Source organism: Palleronia salina (genome assembly GCF_900141995.1).
GTDB classification, from domain to species: domain Bacteria; phylum Pseudomonadota; class Alphaproteobacteria; order Rhodobacterales; family Rhodobacteraceae; genus Palleronia; species Palleronia salina.
Genome location: NZ_FQZA01000003.1, coordinates 100,299 through 116,569, shown reverse-complemented (window position 1 = coordinate 116,569; position 16,271 = coordinate 100,299). Strand labels below are relative to the sequence as shown.

Annotated in this window: 12 protein-coding genes; 7 read left to right on the top strand and 5 right to left on the bottom strand. The window is 67.7% G+C overall.

The window, feature by feature from the left end; all coding sequences use genetic code 11:
* Positions 1-210: 210 nt before the first annotated feature.
* Positions 211-2,826, top strand: a complete 2,616-nt coding sequence (clpB, locus tag BUB76_RS05860; protein ID WP_073127766.1) for an ATP-dependent chaperone ClpB — start codon at positions 211-213, stop codon at positions 2,824-2,826.
* A 185-nt stretch (positions 2,827-3,011) separates the two neighbouring features.
* Positions 3,012-3,209 carry a hypothetical protein gene (locus BUB76_RS05855; RefSeq protein ID WP_073127763.1) on the top strand — a complete coding sequence of 66 codons (198 nt, stop codon included), beginning with the start codon at positions 3,012-3,014 and terminating at the stop codon, positions 3,207-3,209.
* Between the two features lie 312 nt (positions 3,210-3,521).
* On the opposite strand, the gene BUB76_RS05850 is transcribed toward BUB76_RS05855, so the two are convergent.
* Together BUB76_RS05850 and BUB76_RS05845 are read right to left on the bottom strand one after the other, a co-directional pair.
* Complete coding sequence (locus BUB76_RS05850; RefSeq protein ID WP_073127761.1) at positions 3,522-4,223, bottom strand: winged helix-turn-helix domain-containing protein; 702 nt, start codon at positions 4,221-4,223, stop codon at positions 3,522-3,524.
* Complete coding sequence (locus BUB76_RS05845) at positions 4,195-4,482, bottom strand: hypothetical protein (RefSeq protein WP_073127760.1); 288 nt, start codon at positions 4,480-4,482, stop codon at positions 4,195-4,197. The genes BUB76_RS05850 and BUB76_RS05845 overlap by 29 nt, the downstream gene beginning before the upstream one ends.
* 189 nt (positions 4,483-4,671) lie before the next feature.
* Between BUB76_RS05845 and BUB76_RS05840 the strand changes: the two genes are divergently transcribed.
* From BUB76_RS05840 to BUB76_RS05825, 4 genes are all read left to right on the top strand, one after another.
* Positions 4,672-5,139 carry a hypothetical protein gene (locus BUB76_RS05840; protein ID WP_073127758.1) on the top strand — a complete coding sequence of 156 codons (468 nt, stop codon included), beginning with the start codon at positions 4,672-4,674 and terminating at the stop codon, positions 5,137-5,139.
* A 158-nt stretch (positions 5,140-5,297) separates the two neighbouring features.
* Positions 5,298-5,912 carry a ribonuclease HII gene (rnhB, locus tag BUB76_RS05835; protein ID WP_073127755.1) on the top strand — a complete coding sequence of 205 codons (615 nt, stop codon included), beginning with the start codon at positions 5,298-5,300 and terminating at the stop codon, positions 5,910-5,912.
* A gap of 107 nt (positions 5,913-6,019) precedes the next feature.
* The gene (locus BUB76_RS05830) at positions 6,020-7,111 is read left to right on the top strand and encodes a site-specific DNA-methyltransferase (RefSeq protein ID WP_175550270.1); all 1,092 of its coding nucleotides are present in this window, start codon (positions 6,020-6,022) and stop codon (positions 7,109-7,111) included.
* A gap of 182 nt (positions 7,112-7,293) precedes the next feature.
* A complete protein-coding gene (locus tag BUB76_RS05825; RefSeq protein ID WP_073128082.1) occupies positions 7,294-8,607 on the top strand; it encodes a cytochrome-c peroxidase in 1,314 nt (437 codons plus the stop codon).
* Between the two features lie 99 nt (positions 8,608-8,706).
* On the opposite strand, the gene BUB76_RS05820 is transcribed toward BUB76_RS05825, so the two are convergent.
* The 3 genes from BUB76_RS05820 to BUB76_RS05810 form a co-directional block, all read right to left on the bottom strand.
* Positions 8,707-8,979: a hypothetical protein gene (locus BUB76_RS05820; protein WP_073128081.1), complete on the bottom strand. Its 273-nt coding sequence runs from the start codon at positions 8,977-8,979 to the stop codon at positions 8,707-8,709.
* 115 nt (positions 8,980-9,094) lie between these two features.
* Complete coding sequence (gltB, locus tag BUB76_RS05815) at positions 9,095-13,633, bottom strand: glutamate synthase large subunit (protein WP_073127751.1); 4,539 nt, start codon at positions 13,631-13,633, stop codon at positions 9,095-9,097.
* Positions 13,634-13,808: 175 nt separating this feature from the next.
* Positions 13,809-15,248 (bottom strand): NAD(P)-dependent oxidoreductase, encoded by a 1,440-nt coding sequence (locus tag BUB76_RS05810; RefSeq protein ID WP_073127749.1) that lies wholly within the window; start codon positions 15,246-15,248, stop codon positions 13,809-13,811.
* A 214-nt stretch (positions 15,249-15,462) separates the two neighbouring features.
* Here BUB76_RS05810 and BUB76_RS05805 point away from each other — a divergent pair, with 214 nt between their 5' ends.
* Positions 15,463-16,266, top strand: a complete 804-nt coding sequence (locus BUB76_RS05805; protein WP_073127747.1) for an undecaprenyl-diphosphate phosphatase — start codon at positions 15,463-15,465, stop codon at positions 16,264-16,266.
* Positions 16,267-16,271 lie beyond the last annotated feature (5 nt).

Sequence of the window (16,271 nt, the reverse complement as noted above, 5' to 3'; positions counted from 1 at the left end):
TGCTCGGTGAGGCGTTAACCACACGGTCAAGTAACGGCGAAGCTGTGGATAAGTTCCGGGTAAGGATTCACAGGACTGTGATTTATTTCGCACGGCCTTTCTTGAAGCAGGTCAAGGACAGTCCCATCTGAATTCCCGAAGGTTTGGCTGACCAAGGGGCGTGCCGCTGACGGGCGCCCGCCGGCCAAACGCTTACAAGGAGAAGATAAAATGAACTTGGAGCAATTCACCGAACGCTCTCGGGGGTTCATCCAGGCCGCGCAGACCATCGCCATGCGCGAGGAGCATCAGCGCCTGGTCCCCGAACACCTGCTGAAGGCCCTGCTGGACGACGACCAGGGGCTGGCCGCGAATCTCATTAATGCCGCCGGCGGCAACGCCAAGCGCGTGACCGAACAGGTCGAACTGGCCCTTGGCAAGCTGCCCAAGGTCAGCGGCGACGGCGCGCAGATCTACATGGATCAAAGCGTGGCCAAGGTGCTGGACCAGGCCCAGCAGCTGGCCAAGAAGGCCGGCGACAGCTTCACCCCGGTCGAGCGCATTCTCTGCGCGCTGGCCATGGTAAAATCCAAGGCCAAGGACGCGCTGGACATGGGCGGCGTGAATGCCCAGGCGCTGAACGCCGCGATCAACGATGTCCGCAAAGGCCGCACCGCCGACACCGCCTCGGCCGAGGAAGGGTACGATGCGCTGAAGAAATATAGCCTCGACCTGACCGAGCGGGCACGCGAGGGCAAGATCGACCCGATCATCGGCCGCGACGACGAAATCCGGCGCACCATGCAGGTTCTGAGCCGGCGGACCAAGAACAACCCCGTCCTGATCGGTGAGCCCGGCGTCGGCAAGACCGCCATCGCCGAGGGCCTTGCCCTGCGGATCGTCAACGGTGACGTGCCGGAAAGCCTGCGCAACAAGCGGCTGCTGTCGCTGGACATGGGCGCACTGATCGCGGGCGCGAAGTATCGCGGCGAGTTCGAAGAGCGTCTGAAGGCCGTCCTGTCCGAGGTCACCTCGGCCGCGGGCGAGATCATCCTGTTCATCGACGAGATGCACACGCTGGTCGGCGCCGGTAAATCCGAGGGCGCCATGGATGCGTCGAACCTGCTGAAACCCGCCCTTGCGCGGGGCGAGCTGCACTGCGTCGGCGCCACCACGCTGGATGAATACCGCAAGCACGTGGAAAAGGACGCGGCGCTGGCCCGTCGGTTCCAGCCGCTGATGGTCGAAGAGCCGACCGAGGCCGACACCGTGTCGATCCTGCGTGGCATCAAGGAAAGGTACGAGCTGCACCACGGCGTGCGGATCTCGGACGCAGCGCTGGTCGCGGCGGCGACGCTCAGCCATCGCTACATCACCGACCGTTTCCTGCCCGACAAGGCCATCGACCTAGTGGACGAGGCCGCGTCGCGCCTGCGCATGGAGGTGGACAGCAAGCCCGAGGAGCTGGACGCGCTGGACCGCGACATCCTGCAAAAGCAGATCGAGGCCGAAGCCCTGCGCAAGGAGGACGACCAGGCCAGCAAGGACCGGCTGGACAAGCTGGAGCGTGAACTCGCGGACCTGCAGGAACGCGCGGACGAGATGACGGCCAAGTGGCAGGCCGAGCGCGACAAGCTCGACTCGGCCCGCACGCTGAAAGAGCGTCTGGACCGCGCCCGCGCCGAGCTGGACATCGCCAAGCGCGAGGGCAACCTGGCCCGCGCCGGTGAGCTGTCCTACGGCATCATCCCGCAGCTCGAGAAGGAGCTGGGCGAGGCCGAGGACCGCGAAGGCGACGTGATGGTCGAAGAGGCCGTGCGCCCCGAGCAGATCGCACAGGTCGTCGAGCGCTGGACCGGCATCCCGACCTCGAAGATGCTGGAAGGCGAACGCGAGAAGCTTCTGAAGATGGAAGAGGAGCTGGGCAAGCGCGTCATCGGTCAGCGCGCCGCCGTGCAGGCCGTGTCGAACGCCGTGCGCCGGGCGCGCGCGGGCCTGAACGACGAGAACCGCCCGCTGGGCAGTTTCCTGTTCCTCGGGCCCACCGGCGTCGGCAAGACCGAGCTGACCAAGGCCGTGGCCGAGTACCTGTTCGACGACGACCAGGCCATGGTTCGGATCGACATGTCCGAGTTCATGGAGAAGCACGCGGTCGCCCGCCTGATCGGCGCGCCCCCGGGCTATGTGGGCTACGACGAGGGCGGCGTCCTGACCGAGGCCGTGCGGCGGCGTCCCTACCAGGTGATCCTGTTCGACGAGGTCGAGAAGGCGCACCCGGACGTGTTCAACGTGCTGCTTCAGGTGCTGGATGACGGCGTTCTGACCGATGGCCAGGGCCGGCACGTGGACTTCAAGCAGACGCTGATCGTGCTGACCTCGAACCTCGGGTCCCAGGCGCTCAGCCAGCTGCCCGAGGGGGCCGACAGCGCGCAGGCCCGGCGCGACGTGATGGACGCGGTGCGTGCCCATTTCCGGCCCGAGTTCCTGAACCGGCTGGACGAGACGGTGATCTTCGACCGCCTCAGCCGCGAGGACATGGACGGCATCGTCGATATCCAGCTCGCACGGCTGGAGAAGCGCCTGGCGGGTCGCAAGATCACGCTCGACCTGGACGACGGCGCGCGCAAGTGGCTGGCCGACGAGGGCTACGACCCCGTCTTCGGGGCCCGGCCGCTGAAGCGGGTGATCCAGCGCGCGCTGCAGGACCAGCTGGCCGAGATGATCCTGGCCGGCGATATCGGCGACGGCGCCACGGTCAAGATCAGCGCCGGTGCCGACGGGCTGCTGGTGGGCGACCGGGTATCATCCTCGAACCGTCAGCCGCCGCAGGACGCGGTGGTGCACTGAACCCCAGGGCCCCGCGGGATACCGCGGGGCCCTTTTTTGTGTTGCGTCCGATGGCGTGACAGCGAACGGGGCCGTCACACAAGATTTACACTCCGCTGCGATGGAAACCGCGAGGGATTGAGCCCCGCGCCAACCCTCGTGGATCCAAAGCGGAGAGACGCATGGAACACTCCCCACCACGATGCATGGCGATCGGGTTGCTGACGGTCCGCCGCCACATCCTCGGCCTGTCACGGCTGACCTGCCGCCTGACCTTCGGTGTGAATGAAAGCTGGTGCGCCCGGGGCTGGCGGCTGCGCCACCGGAACCGCTTCTGGGCCGGTTGGGTCCGCGTCTTCGGCGCGCGCCACTGCGAGAAGAGCTGGCGGCACTACTACGGGTGAGGGGCGGGCTGGCGCCGGCACGCGCCGGGCTCCGCCCGTTCGGCGCAGCTATTGGGGCTCCGCCCGTTCGCACCTCGATCGCTCCACCGGAGCGATCGCCGGCTGCGCCGGACCGGTCGCCTCGGGGGCTCCGCCCGTTCGGCGCTGAAATCGCTCCACCGGAGCGATTTCCGGGCGCGCTTTTGGGGCTCCGCCCGTTCGCACCTCGATCGCTCCACCGGAGCGATCGCCGGCTGCGCCGGGCCGGTCACCTCGTGGGCTCCGCCCGTTCGGCGCTGAAATCGCTCCACTGGAGCGATTTCCGGGCGCGCCTCACACCATACGGATCACGTCCTTGTCGATGGACAGCATGTAGCCGCGCCGGGCGATGGTCTTGACCAGCAACTCGCTGACCATCTGGTTGCCCAGCGCATCGCGCAGCCGCTTGATCCGCGTGGCGCCCGATGCCTCGTCGCAATCCGACGCATCCCGGCCCGACACCATCGCCTCGATCTGCGAGCCCGACAGCACGTCGTCGTCCATGCGCGCCTCGGCCAGAACCGACAGCGTTTCGATCGCCGCCTCGGTCAGGGCGAATTCCATGTTGTTCAGATAGACGGTCCGCTCTTCGCGGCTGATGAGAAGACTGGACACCTGGATGCCCGCGCGCTCGATCTCGCCCATGCGGCGGTTCAGCGCCACGATGGTCACGAGAAACGCGAGCGACGCCAGCAACAGCGCCGCCGCGAAGACCAGAAGCACGAAGATGATGACGCGGTAGGATGCCAGCACCTCGGAAAACGCGGTGCCGGACTGGGCGAGGATCTCGAGCAGGCGAATGCTTTCGCCCGAGACGAGGTCGGCGTTCTCGACGAAAAGCCGCTCGACCCGCGCGTTGAACGCGTTGGCGTCGGGCAGGCTCAGGAACAGCCCGACCGCCGCCAGCAGCAGGATCGCCACGATCACGGCGATCCCGATGGCGACGACGCGGCCCGCCGACCGGCTGTCAGTAACGGAGGTAAAAACCCGCAGCATCGTTCCTCCTTGCCTCTGCACCCGCCTCGTCGAACTGGTCCATGATCGCCAGCACCTCCCAGCCGTCCACGCCGATGCGGGCCTGCACGGCGGCACGGGGATCGGCGCATTCGGCATCGCTGAGCCGGATCACGCCGTAATGCAACTGGAAAGGCTGCGCGATGCGCGCCTTGTAATCCACGTAGCACGCGGCCTCGACCGCGCCGGCGGCGACAAGGGCGATGGCGCTGATCGCGGCGCATCTGGCAAAGCGGAACATCGGGTCGGACACCTTCTGAAAAAGGGCATGGGCGTGATCCGAACCATGGCCCGCGCCCCCGCGACAATCAATGACCACGGGGCGATGGCGCGCTGTTATGCGATGACGAGCGGGCGATATTGCGTGGCTTGGCGACCCGGCACCAAGCAGGGGCATCGACAGAAACGCGATCCCGAAAGGAGCCACGCCATGTCCCGTATCCTACTCGCCGCCATCCTCGGCCTTGGCCTTGCCACCAGTCCCGTGTCCGCCCCGCAGGCGCAGGCACAGATCAACCAGGAACAGGCGGGCCAGCTTCTGGCCGCGCTGGCCGCCATCGGCGTGCTGGGCGTCGCCATCGACAAGTACAAGGACGACCGCAAGGACCGCGAACGTGAGCGCGAGCGCGCCGCCGAGCGCGAACGCCAGCGCGACCGGGACCGGTATCGCGACCACCGGGCCGAGCGCGCCCTGCCGGCCGTTTGCCAACACCGGGTCGAAACCGGCCGCGGCCTGCGCACCGTCTACGGCAAGCGGTGCCTGCAACGGAATTTCCAGCAGGCCCGGCACCTGCCGCGGCGCTGCGAACGGATCGTGCACGCCTATGGCCGCGACCGCGCCGTCTACGGCGCGCGCTGCCTGCAGCGACAGGGATGGACGGTGGCGCAGCGACACTAAGCGCGGCCCCGTCTTCACGGCCCTTCGCAAACCACTCCGCACATCTTGGCGCGGCGGGTCGTGACGGGGCGGGACCGAACCCACCGGGGACGGTCCCGCCCCAATTTTTCATGGCATAGACGCTTGCACCGGGGCGTCCGCCGGGCGATGTCTGGACCATGCCAGACGACATGTACGAGACGCGGCTCGGCGCGAAGGGCAGCCTGCGCATCGCCGGCATCGACGAGGTCGGTCGCGGCCCCTGGGCGGGCCCGGTCGTGGCAGCCGCCGTCGTGCTCGACCCCGCGGCCATTCCCGAAGGGCTGGACGACAGCAAGAAGCTCAGCGCCAAGCGGCGCGAGACGCTCTATGCCCAGCTTTTCGAAGCGGCCGAGATCGGCATGGGCGAGGCCACGGTGGACGAGATCGACCGCCTGAACATCCTCCAGGCCAGTTTTCTCGCCATGCGCCGGGCCATCGACGCGCTGCCGGTGCCACCCGGACACCTGCTGATCGACGGCAATCGCCTGCCCACCGGCCTGCCCTGCCCTGCCACCCCCGTGGTCGGCGGCGACGGCCTGTCGATCTCCATCGCGGCCGCCTCGATCGTGGCCAAGGTGGCACGCGATCGGGCCATGGTGACGCTGGCGCAACAGCACCCCCATTACGCCTGGGAAAGCAACAAGGGCTACGGCACCTCGGCGCACCAGGTGGGGCTGAAAAGCCACGGTATCACCCCACACCATAGACGCTCGTTCAAACCGATCCACAAGATATTGTATCAAGAAAATTAACAATCGACCGGAATCAAAAAGATTTTGACCCCGGCGGGGCCGCTGGCCATCCTTGGCCTCACAACACAAGCGCCGCCAAAAGGCGCGACCACGAGGCAGTGAAACGGATGAACCGGACGAAAAGCGCAGCTCAGCTGCCGCTCAACACGATCGTGCGCGGGGATTGCATCGACGCCATGGGACAGCTTCCCGAGGCGAGCGTCGACCTGATCTTTGCCGATCCCCCCTATAATTTGCAGCTCAAGAACACCCTTCATCGTCCGGAGGGTAGCCAGGTCGACGCCGTCGACGACGCCTGGGACCAGTTCTCGAGCTTCAAGGCCTATGACGACTTCACCCGCGCCTGGCTGCAGGCCGCGCGGCGGGTGCTGAAACCCGACGGCGCGATCTGGGTCATCGGCAGCTACCACAACATCTTCCGCGTGGGCGCCGCCCTGCAGGACGAAGGATTCTGGATCCTGAACGACGTGGTCTGGCGCAAGACCAACCCGATGCCGAACTTCCGCGGCAAGCGGCTGACCAACGCGCACGAGACGATGATCTGGGCGGGCCGTGACCAGGCCTCGAAATACACGTTCAACTACGACGCGCTGAAGGCGATGAACGACGGCGTCCAGATGCGCAGCGACTGGACCATGCCGATCTGTTCCGGCCACGAGCGCGAGAAGGATGCCGACGGCAACAAGGCCCACCCGACGCAAAAGCCCCACAGCCTGCTGCACCGCGTGCTGGTGGGCACGACCAATCCCGGCGACGTGGTGCTGGACCCCTTCTTCGGATCGGGCACCACCGGCGCCGTGGCCAAGATGCTGGGCCGCGACTTCATCGGGATCGAGCGCGACGAGGCCTATATCGCCGTCGCCGAACGCCGCCTGTCGCGGGTGCGCAAGTACGACCGCTCGGCCCTGGACGTCACGCAGTCCAAGCGCGCCGAGCCGCGCGTGCCCTTCGGCCAGCTGATCGAACGCGGCCTGTTGCGTCCTGGCGAGATGCTGGTCAACGCGCGCGGCCAGACCGCCAAGGTCCGCGCCGACGGCACGCTGGTCGCCGACCGGCTGACCGGATCGATCCACCAGGTGGGCGCCGCGCTCGACGGGGCCCCCAGCTGCAACGGCTGGACCTATTGGAGCTTCGTGAAAGAGGGCCAGAAAGTCCCCATCGACATCCTGCGCCAACAGATCCGCGCCGAAATGCGCTAGGCCACCCGAGACACCCCCAGAAGTTACCGCCGGCACCATGGCAAGGACGGGCGCATCCGCGCCCGCCCCATGGTGCAACCTTGCCCCGCCGACCGTTGTCGGCGGGGTTTTTTTTGGTCGCGCCGGCCCGGCATCGCGCCAGCGGCTTGACCGCGCCCCGCGCCCGCAGCACCGTTGCCGCCATGTTGCGCCTTGCCTGCCTTGCCCTCTGCCTAGCCACGCCGGTCGCGGCCGCCGACCTGCCGCCGCCGCTGGATCCCCACGACTTCCCGCGCCACCCGGCGGCCGAGGTCAAGCTGGGCCAGCTGCTGTTCTACGACCCGATCCTGTCGGGCAGCCGCACGGTCTCGTGCGCCACCTGTCACCACCCGCGTTTCGCCACCGGCGACGGCGTGAGCCTCGGGATCGGCGATGGCGGCACCGGCCTTGGCCCCGACCGCGTGGCCGATCCCGACAACCCGCCCGAACAGCGCATCCCGCGCAACGCGCCGGGGCTGTTCAACCTCGGCCACCCGGGGGTCACGGTCCTGTTTCACGATGGCCGGATCGAGGTGGACGAGACCCGGCCCGGCGGCCTGCGCACGCCCCTGGGCCAGGACATGGTGGCCGGCTTCGACAGCCTGCTGTCGGCCCAGACCATGTTCCCGGTGCTCAGCCCCGACGAGATGGCGGGCCACTACGCCGAGAACGACGTGGCGCAACTGGTGCGCCAGGGGCGGCTGACCGGCCCCGACGGCGCGTGGGAAACCATCGCCGCGCGGGTGGCCGGCATTCCCGAATACGCCGCGTTGTTCGCCGAGGCCTATCCCGAGATCGCGGCCGGCCAGCCGATCGGCTTCACCGACATCTCCGACGCCATCGCCGCCTTCATGAGCTTCGAATGGCGCGCCACCAACAGCGCCTTCGACGCCGCCCTGCGCGGCGAGGCGCCGTTGACGGGCGCGGCGGCCGAGGGGATGGAGCTTTTCTACGGTGACGCGGGCTGCGCCGACTGCCACGCCGGCCCGCTGATGACCGACAACGCCTTCCACGCCATGGGTGCGCCGCAGATCGGCCCAGGCAAGGCCGCGCGGTTCGAATCCCACCAGCAGGACACGGGCCGGATGCGGGTTACCGGCGCCGTCGACGACGCCTACGCGTTCCGAACGCCCATGCTGCGCAACGTGACCCGCACCGGCCCCTGGGGCCATGCGGGCGCGCATTCCGACCTGCGGGCCTTCCTGCGCGATCACGCGGACCCGGCAACGGCGCTCGACCGCTACGACGACGCGCCGACCCTGCCGCGGCTTGAAAACATCGCGCCCGACGACTGGGCGCTCGACACCCCGGCCGAGCGTGCCGCCATCGCGGCCGCGGCCCGGCCCGGCCGACCGCTGGACGCCAAGGACCTCGACGCGCTCCTCGCCTTCCTCGAGTCGCTCACCGACCCGGCCTCCCTGACCGGCCGGCTGGGCATACCGGAACACGTTCCCTCGGGGCTGGCGATCGAGCGCTGACCGCCGCCGCGCCTTCATCTTTCCCAAAATACCTCGGGGGGCCGCGTCAGCGGCGGGGCGGAGCCCCTTCCCGGTCCGGCGCCACGCGCGATGCCGAGATCAGGTCGCCGGCTTCTGCCCCATCATGCCCTCGGTCCCCGAGGTCAGCTCCTGCCGCAGCGCGTAAAGCTCCTCGTACCGGTCGCCCTCGAAGGGCTGCATGTCGGCCTTCCGGTACCAGTAGCGGGCGTTGGAATCGTCGCCCTCGACCTTGTGCAGGTAGGCGTGCAGCCACGCTGCCCCGCGCCCGTCGTATTGCTGCACGATGTCGTGTGCCGCGTCCCATTCGCCGGCCTCGGCCTTGTCCAGCGCTTCGATCAACAGTTTCGCCATGGCGTACCCCTGTTCCATTCGGATCCTTGTCTGCCCCCTAAACGCCGCGCGCCCCGGATTTGGTCCGAGGCGCGCGCGCTTGATTGGGTGCAGAATCGGCCTGAGGCCGATCAAATCACTCGGCCGGAACCGCCTGCACCTCGGTGCCCAGCGGATGCTCGAGCTTGTCCAGCATTTCCTTCGGGCAGACCTGCGTGAAGTTCGCCAGCTCGGTCTCCCAGTGTTGCAGGATCTCCTGCGCGCGACGGCTGCCGGTTTCCTCGGCGTGGCGCTCGATCAGGCCCTTCAGCTCGGCCTCGTAGAAGTCCGACGCGATCGGGCAGGTCACCAGGGTCTCGGCGTTCATCATGATCGGCGATCGGCCCTCGGGGTCGTAGATATACGCCATCCCGCCCGTCATGCCCGCGCCGAAATTGGCGCCGATCGCCCCCAGGATCACGGCGACGCCGCCGGTCATGTATTCGCACCCGTTGGAGCCGCAGCCCTCGATCACCGTGTGCGCGCCCGAGTTGCGGACGGCGAACCGTTCGCCCGCGCGGCCTGCGGCGAAAAGGTAGCCGCTCGTCGCGCCGTAAAGCACGGTGTTGCCGATGATCGTGTTGTCGGACGCGACCAGCGGGCTGATCATGGGCGGGCGCACCACCACGGTGCCGCCCGACAGACCCTTGCCGACATAGTCGTTGGCGTCGCCCGAGACCTCGATCTTCAGACCCGGGGCCGCGAAGGCGGCCAGCGACTGCCCCGCGCTGCCCGTCAGCTTCACGTGCAAGTGGTCGTCCTGAAGGCCGTGGTTGCGCATTCCGAACCGCTTGACGATGTGGCTGGACGTGCGCGTGCCCACGGTCCTGTGGGTGTTGCGCACGGCATAGCTTAGCTGCATCTTCTCGCCGTCCTCGAGGAACCGCTGCGCGTCGCGCACGATCTCGGCGTCCAGCGTGTCCAGCACGGCGTTGCGCGGGCGGTCGCGGTCATAGACGATCTTGTCCGCGCCATCGACGGTGATCAGCAGCGGGTTCAGGTCCAGGTCGTCCAGATGCGCGCTGCCCCGGCTCACCTGGCTCAGCAGGTCGGCCCGGCCGATCACCTCGTCCAGCGAGCGTGCGCCGATCGACGCCAGGATCTCGCGGACCTCCTGGGCGTAGAAGGTGATGAGGTTCACCACCTTGTCGGCGTTGCCCGTGAACTTCTCGCGCAGCGCGTCGTCCTGGGTGCAGACGCCCACCGGGCAGGTGTTCGACTGGCACTGGCGCACCATGATGCAGCCCATGGCGATCAGCGCGGCGGTGCCGATGCCGTATTCCTCGGCCCCCATCATCGCCGCCATGACGATGTCACGCCCAGTCCGCAGGCCGCCGTCGGTGCGCAGCGTCACGCGCGAGCGCAGGTTGTTCATGGCCAGGACCTGATGTGCCTCGGTCAGGCCCATTTCCCACGGCAGGCCCGCGTACTTGATCGACGTCGCGGGCGACGCGCCGGTGCCGCCGTTATGGCCCGAGATCAGGATCACGTCGGCCTTGGCCTTGGCCACCCCGGCCGCGATGGTGCCGACACCCGAGGACGCGACCAGCTTCACCGTCACCTTGGCGCGCGGGTTGATCTGCTTGAGGTCGTAGATCAGCTGCGCCAGGTCCTCGATCGAGTAGATGTCGTGGTGCGGCGGCGGCGAGATCAGGGTCACGCCGGGGGTCGAGTGGCGCAGCTTGGCGATCAGCTTGGTCACCTTCATGCCCGGAAGCTGGCCGCCCTCGCCGGGCTTGGCGCCCTGGGCCACCTTGATCTCCAGCTCTTCGCAATGCAGCAGGTATTCCGCCGTCACGCCGAAGCGGCCCGACGCCACCTGCTTGATCTTCGCCGACGCGTTGTCGCCATTGGGCTCGGGCGTGAAATCCTCGGGGCTCTCGCCACCCTCGCCGCTGTCCGACTTGGCACCGATCCGGTTCATGGCGATCGACAGCGTCCGGTGCGCCTCGGGCGACAGGGCGCCCAGCGACATGCCCGGCGTCACGAACCGCTTGCGGATCGAGGTGATGCTTTCGACCTCTTCGATGGGCACCGGGTTGCCCAGCGCCTTGAAGTCCATGAGGTCGCGCAGGTGGATCGGCTTGGCGCCCCGCATCTTGGCCGAGAACTGTTTCCACGTCTGGTAGGACGCCGTGTTGCAGGCCATTTGCAGCATGTGCATGGTCGTCGCTTCCCAGGCGTGCTGCTCGCCCGAGCGGCGCGCCTTGTAGAAGCCGCCGATCGGCAGCACGTCCTGTCCGCCGCGGAAGCCGCGGGCGTGGATCTCCTCGACCTTGCGCTGGATGCCGTTGACGCCGATGCCGCTGATGCGGCTGTGCATGCCGGGGAAATACTCGGCGCACATGGCGCGGCTCAGGCCCACCGCCTCGAAGTTCAGCCCGCCACGATAGGACGAGATCACGCTGATCCCCATCTTGGCCATGATCTTCAGCAGACCGGCGTCGATGGCGGCGCGGTAGCGTGCGACCGCCTCGGTCAGCGAACAGTCCAGAAGCCCGCGCTCGATCCGGTCGGCCAGGCTGTCCTCGGCGAGATAGGCGTTCACCGTGGTCGCGCCGCAGCCGATCAGCACGGCGAAGTAATGCGGGTCGATGCATTCGGCCGAGCGCACGTTCAGCGAACAGAAGGTGCGCAGCCCCTGCTTGGTCAGCCAGCTGTGCACGGCCGAGGTCGCCAGGATCATCGGCATGGGCACGCGATCTTCCGAGGCCTTGGCATCCGACAGCACCAGGTGGCCCGAGCCCGAGCGCACGGCCTCTTCCGCCGCCTCGCGGATGCGCCGCAGTCCCTGGGTCAGCGTGCCCGGCCCCTGGCCCGCCTCGAAGGTGCAGTCGATCTCGACCATGGGCGCGTTGAACGACTCGACCATGCGGTCGAACTGCGCGTTGCCCACGAAGGGGCTGTCCAGCACGATGATCTCGGTCTGGCTGCTGCTTTCGTCCAGCACGTTCTTGAGGTTGCCGAACCGGGTCTTCAGGCTCATCACCCGGAATTCGCGCAAGCTGTCGATCGGCGGGTTCGTCACCTGGCTGAAGTTCTGGCGGAAGAAATGGCTCAGCGGGCGGTACTTCTCGCTCAGCACGGCCGAGGGCGTGTCGTCGCCCATGGACGCCAGCGTTTCCTTCCCGTCCTCGGCCATGGGCGCGAGGATCTGCTCGAGTTCTTCCATGGTGTAGCCGGCGCTGATCTGGCGGCGGCGCAGCTCGGCCCCGGAGAAGACGGGGCGCTCGGTCGCGCGCGCCAGCTCGGCGTCCAGCTCGACGATCTTGCCGACCCATTCGCCGAAGGGCTGCGCGGCGGCCAGCTTGTCCTTGATCTCGACGTCGTGGAACAGCTGGCCCTCCTGCATGTCGATGGCCAGCATCTGGCCGGGGCCCAGCGCGCCCTTCTCGACGATGCCGGATTCGTCCATGGGAACCATGCCCGCCTCGGACCCGGCGATCACCAGGTTGTCGGCGGTCACGACATAGCGCATGGGGCGCAACCCGTTCCGGTCGAGCCCGGCGCAGACCCAGCGCCCGTCGGTCATGGCCAGCGCGGCGGGGCCGTCCCACGGCTCCATGACCGAGTTGCAGTAGGAATACATGTCGCGCCACGCCTCGGGCAGCTCGTCGGCCTGCTTCGACCACGACTCGGGCACCAGCATGGTCTTGGCCATGGGCGCGTTGCGGCCCGCGCGGACGAGCACCTCGAAGACCGAATCCAGCGCGGCCGAGTCGCTGGACCCCTGCGCCACGATGGGCTTGATGTCGTCGGCCATGTCGCCGAAGGCGGCCGAGGCCATCCGGATCTCGTGGCTCTTCATCCAGTTCAGGTTGCCCTTCAGCGTGTTGATCTCGCCGTTATGCGCCAGCATGCGGAACGGCTGGGCCAGCCACCACTGCGGGAAGGTGTTGGTCGAATAGCGCTGGTGGTAGATGGCGAAGGCGCTCTCGAACCGGTCGTCCTTCAGGTCGGGATAAAACTCGGCCACCTGCTCGGCCAGCATCATGCCCTTGTAGATGATCGACCGGCAGCTCAGCGATGCAAGATACAGGTCGCGCACGCCTGCGGCGGCCGATGCCTTCTCGATCCGGCGGCGGATGACGTAGAGCTCGCGCTCGAACGTCTCCTCGTCCACGCCCTTGGCGTTCGAGATCAGGATCTGCTCGATCTCGGGGCGGGTGGCGTTGGCCTTCTCGCCCAGGACCGAGGTGTCGACCGGCACGTGGCGCCAGCCATAGATGTAGTAGCCCATGCGCAGGACTTCGGTCTCGACGATGGTCCGGCAGATCTCCTGCGCGCCGAAATCGGTGCGCGGCAGGAACACCTGGCCCACGGCCAGTAATTCATCGCGCAGCGCGTGGCCCGTGCGCTCGACCTGTTCGCCGAAGAACTTGAACGGGATCTGCACGTGGATGCCGGCGCCGTCGCCGGTCATGCCGTCGGCGTCGACCGCGCCGCGGTGCCAGATCGCCTTCAGCGCGTCGATGCCCGCCTGCACCACGCGGCGCGACGGCTTGCCGGCCTTGTCGACGACCAGGCCCACGCCGCAGGACGCGTGCTCGTCATCGTCGCGGTACAGCGAATGTTCGGCCATGTAGGCGCGCTTGGCTTGCTCGCGGGCCACCCATTCGGCATCGTACTTGGTCATCGGTCGTGTCCTCTCTCGAAGATGCGGCCGGGCGGTCCACCCTTGGCCACTCGATGTAAAATCCTGCGGCATTACCTGCGCCCGCACGCACGCGCGGCAACGCCCCTGCTTCATCTTTCCCCAAATACCTCCGGGGGGCTGCGCAGCAGCGGGGGCAGCGCCCCCTCGACCGCGCCTATTCCGCGGCGACGGGGGCCGTGGTCTTGCCCGCGAGCTGCGCCAGGATGGCCTGCGCCGCCTCGCGCCCGTCGCGAATGGCCCAGACCACCAGCGACGCGCCGCGCTGGATGTCGCCGCACGCGTAGACGCCGGGCAGCGACGTCTCGTGAGTCTGGAAATCGGCCAGCACCGTGCCCCAGCGCGTGACTTCCAGCCCGTCGACGCCCCAGAGCTTGGGCAGGTCCTCGGGCTCGAACCCCAGCGCCTTGATGACCAGGTCGGCCTCTTCCAAGTAGTCCGCGCCCTCGATCAGCTCGGGCACCTGGCGGCCGGTGGCGTCGGGCTGGCCCAGGCGCATCTTCGACACCATCACGCCCTCGACCCGCTCGCCGGTGAAGCCTTTGGGCGCGCTCAGCCAGACGAACTCGACACCCTCTTCCTCGGCGTTCTGCACCTCGCGCTGGGAGCCGGGCATGTTCTCACGGTCGCGGCGGTAGAGGCATTTCACCGACGTCGCGCCCTGCCGGATCGAGGTCCGGACGCAGTCCATGGCCGTGTCGCCGCCACCGATGACGACCACGCGCTTACCCTCGGCGTTCAGCTCACCCGAGTCGAATTCCGGCACCGCGTCGCCAAAGCTCTTGCGGTTGCTGGCGGTCAGGAAATCGATGGCGTTCACGATGCCCTCGGCCCCGACGCCCGGCGCCTGCAGGTCGCGGGTCTTGTAGACGCCCGTGGCGATCAGCACCGCGTCGAAACTGTCACGGATCTCGGCGAAGGTGATGTCGGTGCCCACGTCGGTGTTCAGCTTGAAGTCGACGCCGCCCTCTTCCAGCTGGGCGATGCGCTTCATCACCACGTCCTTCTCCAGCTTGAAGCCGGGGATGCCGTAAGTCATCAGCCCGCCCGCGCGGTCATAGCGGTCGTAGACGGTGACCTGCACGCCCTCGCGACGCAGCATGTCGGCCGCGGCCAGGCCGCCCGGCCCGGCACCGATGATGGCGACCTTTTCCTTGCGCTCGCCACCGTTGGTGATCGGCTTCACCCAGCCCTCGTCCCACGCGGTGTCGGTGATGTATTTCTCGACCGCGCCGATGGTGACGGTGCCGTGGCCCGACTGCTCGATCACGCAGTTGCCTTCGCACAGCCGGTCCTGCGGGCAGATGCGGCCGCAGATCTCGGGGAAGGTGTTGGTGGCCTGGCTGACCTCGTAGGCTTCCTGCAGGCGGCCCTCGGCGGTCAGGCGCAGCCAGTCGGGAATGTTGTTGTGCAGCGGGCAGTGGGACTGGCAGTAGGGCACGCCGCATTGCGAACACCGTCCGGACTGCTCGGCCGCCTTCTCGCGCGCGTATTCGCCGTAGATCTCGTTGAAGTCCCCGCGCCGCAGATCGGGGGGCCGCTTTTCGGGCATGTCCCGCGCGACATTCACGAATTTCAGCATCGGTTGCTTGGCCACGAACGATCCTCCGAATTTCGGTTGCACCGCCTTACAACCACGCCGGATCAAATAAAAGACATATATGCTGACCTATTTGAGGTTTCTTGGCGTGTTTTTTCGCCGCACCGGGGCGCTCGCAGCCGAAATAATGTCCGAAACGGACCCAATATTTCGCTTTCACATGCAGCACCCGCGCCTATTCTGCGCGCAACCGCTCCAGCGAACCAGCCCCATGCCCATTTTTCACCTGTTTCTGGTTGCCCTCGTCCAGGGCGTGACCGAGTTCCTGCCGGTCTCCTCCTCCGGCCACCTGATTCTCCTGCCGCGACTGACCGGCCTCGACGACCAGGGCCTCGCCGTGGACGTGGCGGCGCATGTGGGCACACTTGGCGCGGTGGTCTGGGTGTTCCGCCATGACGTGGGACGCGCGCTTGCCGGCATACCGCCCCTGTTGCGCGGTCGCATCGACGGGCAGAACGCGTGGCTGGCGCTGTGCCTGGCCATCGCGACGGTGCCGGTGCTCCTGGCGGGGCTCTTGCTGAAGCTGTCGGGTCTCGATGGCGCGCTGCGCTCCACCGCGGTCGTGGGGTGGTCGACCATCGTCTTCGGCCTGCTGCTTTACTGGGCGGACCACAGCGGCGGCCGCGACCGGTCCGCCGAACGCTGGCGGCTGTCCGACGCGCTGGTCATGGGGTGTGCGCAGATCCTGGCGCTGATCCCCGGCACGTCGCGGTCTGGCATCACCATCACCGCGGGCCGCAAGCTGGGCTACGATCGCACCGATGCGGCGCGGCTGTCGATGCTGATGTCGGTGCCGGTGATCGCGGCCTCGGGGCTGCTGCTGTCGCTGGACGTCGCGGCGCAGGCCGACATGGACATGGCGCACGACATGGTGCTGGTGGCGGCCTTCTCGTTCGTCGCGGCCTTCGTCGCGCTGAAGCTGATGTTCCGCCTGCTGCGCTCGGTCAGCTTCACGCCCTACGTGATCTACCGCCTGTGCCTGGGCACCCTGCTGCTGTGGATCGCCTACACCTGAGCGGC

What these genes read in the sequence shown, in the direction of transcription:
- clpB (WP_073127766.1), top strand. Translation starts at nt 211, where the DNA reads ATGAACTTGGAGCAATTCACCGAACGCTCTCGGGGGTTCATCCAGGCC.
- BUB76_RS05855 (WP_073127763.1), top strand. Translation starts at nt 3,012, where the DNA reads ATGGCGATCGGGTTGCTGACGGTCCGCCGCCACATCCTCGGCCTGTCA.
- BUB76_RS05850 (WP_073127761.1), bottom strand. Translation starts at nt 4,223, where the DNA reads ATGCTGCGGGTTTTTACCTCCGTTACTGACAGCCGGTCGGCGGGCCGC.
- BUB76_RS05845 (WP_073127760.1), bottom strand. Translation starts at nt 4,482, where the DNA reads ATGTTCCGCTTTGCCAGATGCGCCGCGATCAGCGCCATCGCCCTTGTC.
- BUB76_RS05840 (WP_073127758.1), top strand. Translation starts at nt 4,672, where the DNA reads ATGTCCCGTATCCTACTCGCCGCCATCCTCGGCCTTGGCCTTGCCACC.
- rnhB (WP_073127755.1), top strand. Translation starts at nt 5,298, where the DNA reads ATGCCAGACGACATGTACGAGACGCGGCTCGGCGCGAAGGGCAGCCTG.
- BUB76_RS05830 (WP_175550270.1), top strand. Translation starts at nt 6,020, where the DNA reads ATGAACCGGACGAAAAGCGCAGCTCAGCTGCCGCTCAACACGATCGTG.
- BUB76_RS05825 (WP_073128082.1), top strand. Translation starts at nt 7,294, where the DNA reads ATGTTGCGCCTTGCCTGCCTTGCCCTCTGCCTAGCCACGCCGGTCGCG.
- BUB76_RS05820 (WP_073128081.1), bottom strand. Translation starts at nt 8,979, where the DNA reads ATGGCGAAACTGTTGATCGAAGCGCTGGACAAGGCCGAGGCCGGCGAA.
- gltB (WP_073127751.1), bottom strand. Translation starts at nt 13,633, where the DNA reads ATGACCAAGTACGATGCCGAATGGGTGGCCCGCGAGCAAGCCAAGCGC.
- BUB76_RS05805 (WP_073127747.1), top strand. Translation starts at nt 15,463, where the DNA reads ATGCCCATTTTTCACCTGTTTCTGGTTGCCCTCGTCCAGGGCGTGACC.